Source organism: Methanobrevibacter sp., assembly GCF_050872065.1.
Lineage (GTDB): Archaea > Methanobacteriota > Methanobacteria > Methanobacteriales > Methanobacteriaceae > Methanocatella.
The window spans coordinates 1-5,264 of sequence record NZ_JBNMGD010000067.1 but is presented as its reverse complement, the minus strand read 5'-3'; the positions used below and the strand labels follow the sequence as shown (position 1 = coordinate 5,264).

3 protein-coding genes and 1 rRNA gene are annotated in these 5,264 nt (G+C 30.2%); all 4 read left to right on the top strand.

The window, feature by feature from the left end:
* The first annotated feature begins 49 nt into the window (after positions 1-49).
* Positions 50-2,737, top strand: coding sequence for an STT3 domain-containing protein (locus ACR0P1_RS07485; protein ID WP_432645781.1), 2,688 nt, complete (start codon positions 50-52; stop codon positions 2,735-2,737).
* Positions 2,738-2,799: 62 nt separating this feature from the next.
* Positions 2,800-3,894, top strand: a complete 1,095-nt coding sequence (locus ACR0P1_RS07480) for an OBG GTPase family GTP-binding protein (protein ID WP_432645780.1) — start codon at positions 2,800-2,802, stop codon at positions 3,892-3,894.
* A 19-nt stretch (positions 3,895-3,913) separates the two neighbouring features.
* On the top strand, positions 3,914-4,459 hold the full coding sequence (locus ACR0P1_RS07475; RefSeq protein ID WP_432645779.1) for an adenylate kinase family protein: 546 nt from the start codon (positions 3,914-3,916) through the stop codon (positions 4,457-4,459).
* 681 nt (positions 4,460-5,140) lie between these two features.
* A 16S ribosomal RNA gene (locus ACR0P1_RS07470) occupies positions 5,141-5,264 on the top strand; the annotation flags it as partial.

Genomic DNA, 5,264 nt, shown 5'->3' with positions numbered 1-5,264 from the left:
TTTTGAAATTTAAAATAATATTATTTAAAAAATTTAAATGAGGATTTTAATGAATAAAGAAACAAAAAGGACAATTGTTAAGTCAGTTTTCATTATATTGATTTTGTTAGCAGTTGTTTTTGCACTTAAAATGCCTGCTGCAGATTTAAATATTATTTCTGACCAGGCTAAAGGAGAATATGTTGATTCTTCAGGTCTTCCTTATTTTAGTGAAATGGACTCATATTATAACTTAAGGTTGACTGAAGATTACATTGATCACGGTTTTGTTGGTGATGCACAGATTAATGGTAGTGAGTGGGATATGCATAGGTATGCTCCTACAGGTGAAGAAATTAATTATGAACTGGGTATTGTGTATGTGACATCATTTTTATATGATTTGGCTAACCAATACTTTGGAGATTTTTCAGTTAAGGAAATAGCATTTTGGACAGGAGCTATTATTTCTACATTAGCTGTTATTCCGGCATATATATTCTCAAGGAGAATAACTAATGAATATGGAGCTATTGTTGCAACATTGATTATTGCTCTTGCTCCAAATTACTTTGCACACACATTCCCAGGATTTTTCGATACAGATATGTTCTATTACATATTTTCACTATTCTTTATATTCTTCTTTGTAGAGAGTATACGGGCGAAAAATATAGCATATAAAGTTCTATTTGCAATTTTATCAATAATTTCTATTGGATTATTCTCTCAATCATGGGTAGGTTATATATTTTATATAGGTCTCATGGGAATATTTTCAGTCGTTTATTTAATTGCATGTTATTACTTTAATGTTGGTAAAGATAATAAAGAGCAGTATTCTAATAAGTTGCAATGGTTTATCCATCAGAATGCTTTAAAGTCTATTGTAATTTTAGGAGTTATTGGATTTGTGGGTCTTGCAATTTTCAGAGGTTTAGATGGTGTTGTTTCTATATTTGGAAGCTTATTAAACTTACTTTCATTGCAGTCTGCATCTAGAGCAATTGGTGGTTTCCCTAATGTGCTTGTTTCCGTTGCTGAGATGCAAATTCCAGCTATGCTTGGAAGTGGTATGAATTCATTATTCTTAGCTAACAGTAATGGTGTTATAAATGGTATGGGTGGTATATGTGTATTATTTGCAGGTTTAGCTACATTGTACTTATTTGTAAAAAATATATTTGGACTAAGAAAAGAATCAGTAATTCTTGATAATGTAAATAAACCACATAAATCTGAAAGAGTGGCTGCTTCTAAAAAACTTGATAACAGCCGTAAATTTAAGATTAATTTCAATAAATTTAATATGGAATCTATGCCAGATGTACTATCTGATAATAAATTGACTATTTTATATGGATGTTTATTTATAGTATGGGTTTTAGTCACTATCCTTGCTGTAACAAGAGGTTCAAGGTTCATTACTACTATTGTATTGCCATTTGCTCTTTTGACTGGTATTTGTGTGGGAGTGGTATCTGAATATATTAAAACTAAAATCACTGATGATAAGATATTACTTGCGATTATTGCAATTTCAGCTATTTTTGTTGCAGTTCCATTAGCTACAATTAATACAATCTATGGAATTTTGGCATTTATTGTCATTGTTGGTATTGGGGCAGCTTCAATTTACGCAATTAAACCAAAAGCTACATATGGTAAAAAGGTTCCAATTAAGAAAACTATTGTAATCATTGCTATTGTACTTGCTTTAGTTGTTCCATGTGTTTGTGGGGCTTTTTTAACTTCAGAAACTGTTATTCCAGGTACAAGTGATGCAATGTGGAATTCAATGGCTTGGGTTAATGAAACTCAAAGTAATGATACAGTATTAACATCCTGGTGGGACTTTGGTTACCTCTTTGAAATTGCTGCTGATAAACAAGTAACATTTGATGGAGGTTCACAATCTGGAGATCGTGCATTCTGGTTAGGTCAGGCCATGACCACGGATAATCTTGAATTATCTGCAGGAATATTTAGAATGATGGATACAACAGGTAATAAAGCTGTTGAATCATTAGTGAATATTACCAATGACACAGGTAAATCAACTGATATTTTAATTGATATTTTACCAATGAAATCAGATGATGCTGAAAAAACATTACAAAGTAAATATCATTTAACAGGAGCACAAGCAAAAGACATAGTTCAATATACTCACCCTAAAAATCCACGTCCAGTAATATTTGTTGCATCTTCAGACATGCTTCAAAAAGCTGGTTGGTGGAGTTACTTCGGTGCATGGGACTTCGAGAATCAAAGTTCTGAAAACTATAATTATTATGTTCCAACAGGGCAAGTAAAAGTCAATCCGGGATCAACCGGTAAATTACCATTACTTGATGATCAGGGTATGACTATAAATGCAGTAATACAAAGAGGTTCTGGTAATAATTCAACTACTGCATATACTGAGGCTGTTTATAGTGATACTGGAGAACAAATTTTTGTGAATGATACTCCATATAATCCATTGAATATTTCAAACTTAGTAGTTATTGAAGATGGATATGTCATGAAAAATGAGTCTGTTGGTAATGTAAACAATGCAAATTATACACTCCTTTTAATGGGTGAGAAAAATCAATACACTCCGATTTTAATGAGTAATGAGCTAGCAAACTCCATGTTTACCAGATTATATTTATATGGTGGAGCTGGCCAAAATATATTTGAAAATGTCCATATGGAAAATGGAGTGATGTTATTTAAAGTAAACTTTAATAATACAGTTGCTGGTGCTTAACTAGTGGTTAGATTAGGATTTTCCTAATCTTTTTTTATTATAATAATTAATATGGTGATTTAATGGGGATAGAGGAGAAAATAAAAGATATTGAAGATGAAATACAAAAGACACCATATAATAAAGCTACTTCACATCATATTGGGAAACTTAAAGCTAAATTATCTAAACTAAAAGAAGAATCTCTACAAAGAAGTAGTGGTGGCCATAAGGGCCAGGGTTTTCATGTTAAAAAAACAGGAGATGCAACTGTTGTACTTGTTGGATTTCCGTCTGTTGGTAAATCTACACTTTTAAATGAAATTACTAATGCCGAGAGTAAAGTTGGGGCTTACCAGTTTACAACATTGGATATTGTTCCAGGTGTTATGGAACATAAAAATGCAAAAATTCAAGTATTTGATATTCCGGGAATTATTACAGGAGCAAGCAGTGGTAAAGGAAGAGGTAAAGAGATTTTATCTGTTGCTAGAACTGCTGATTTAATTTTGATTGTTTTAGATACTTTAAATCCACAGCATTTGGATGTTATATTAAATGAATTAAGAAATATAGGTATTAGACCTAATGAAAAGCAACCTGATGTTACTGTTAAAAGGAAAAAACTTGGTGGTATTCATATTTCATCAACTTGTCCACTTACTCATCTAGATGAAAAAATTATAAGATCAATCATTAATGAGTATGGTATGCATAATGCAGACATACTTTTCCGTGATGATGTAACTATGGATCAATTTATTGATGTGTTGGATAGAAATAAATCATATGTTCCAATGAAAATATTATTAAATAAAGTGGATCTTGTAGATGATGCATACCTTGAGGAACTCAAGAAATACATTCCAGATTTCATTCCAATTTCAGCTGATAAAAAAACTAATATTGATGAGTTAAAGGATATTATTTTTGATAATCTCAATTTAGTTAGAGTCTATTTAAAACCACAAGGTAGAAAAGCGGATATGAATGATCCTTTGGTTATTAAGAAGGGTACTACTGTAATTGGAGCATGCCGCAAACTTCATCGTGAGTTTGTAAAAAATTTCCGTCATGCTAAAGTTTGGGGAACATCTGTTAAATTCCCTGGCCAAAAAGTAGGACCTGATCATGTACTTGACGATGAAGATGTTTTAAGAATCATTCTTAAAAAATGATTCTTCTTTTTTTGATATTATGAGTGAAGCTATTTTTATAACTGGTACTCCTTGTACTGGTAAAACAACTGTTAGTGAAGTATTATCATCTAAATTAAATTGTAAATTAATTAAGATTAATGATTTGGCTATTGAAAATGATTTTGTTTTAGGAATTGATGATGAAAAAGGATATAAAATCATTGATATTGATGCACTTAATGAGAAAGTTTCAGATATTATTTCTAAAAGTGATGAGTTAATCATATTTGAAGGTCATTTGGCTCATTTATGTTCTGGAGCTGATAAAGTCATAGTTTTAAGAGTACATCCTAATATATTACGCCCAAGACTAGAATCCCGTGATTATGCTGAAAGTAAAATTCGTGAAAATTTAGAGGCTGAAGCTATGGGTGTATGTACTGCTGAAGCTTTTGATGAATACGGTGATAAAATTTCAGAGATTGATGTTAGTAAATTATCAATTGAAGAAACCGTTAATATAATTTCTTATGTAATTGAAGGTAAACTCAATTTTCCAGTTGGTGAAGTTGATTTTATGGATTGGTTAATGTCAAATCTTTAATTTTATTATTTAAATAAAATTGGTTTGCATTTTATTTTATATTGGGATTAAGTATTATTGTAATCCCATAAAATACATGTTTAATAGGAACTTTTATATATTTGATCCTGTTTTTTCTTGTTTGAAATGGGAATATTCAAGTTTTTATTAAAATTTTTATTTTTTTTATTACTATACTTTTTTTGAGGCTGTGATCTCAGTGGATGATGAATTTATTATTTATATTTTATTTTAATCATTTTTATTTCAATTACCTAATTAAAAATTCCTTATTTTTTATTATTGGTATTATATATTTTTATTTTTATTTTTTATTTATTTTTGCAATGTTTTTTATTTATTTTTGTTGATATTATTTGTGTATCTATTAGATGTGCTATATGTTTATGGCGATGGTTTAAGTTTTATTGTTTTGTGCAATTGACTATGATGACTGCTTTTTCCACATGTAGCTATATCATGTTTATTAATGTTTTTATTTAATGAACGAATGTATCGTGTGAGTACTTGAGTTTTTTTGGGTATGATGTATGTTTTGTAGATGTGGTGAAATTTGATTGTAGAAAACTTTTTTTCATGTTTTTTTATCAATTTGTGTATATTTTACTCGTCTTATAATTTTTTTATAGTGTACTTCATTTTACGTATTATTGTTTAATGTATAGATCTGTTATGTGTTCAATTCTGTTTGATCCTGGCAGATGCTACTGCTATTGGGATTCGATTAAGCCATGCAAGTCGAACGAGTTTAGGCTCGTGGCGTACGGCTCAGTAACACGTGGATAACCTACCCTTAGGACTGGGA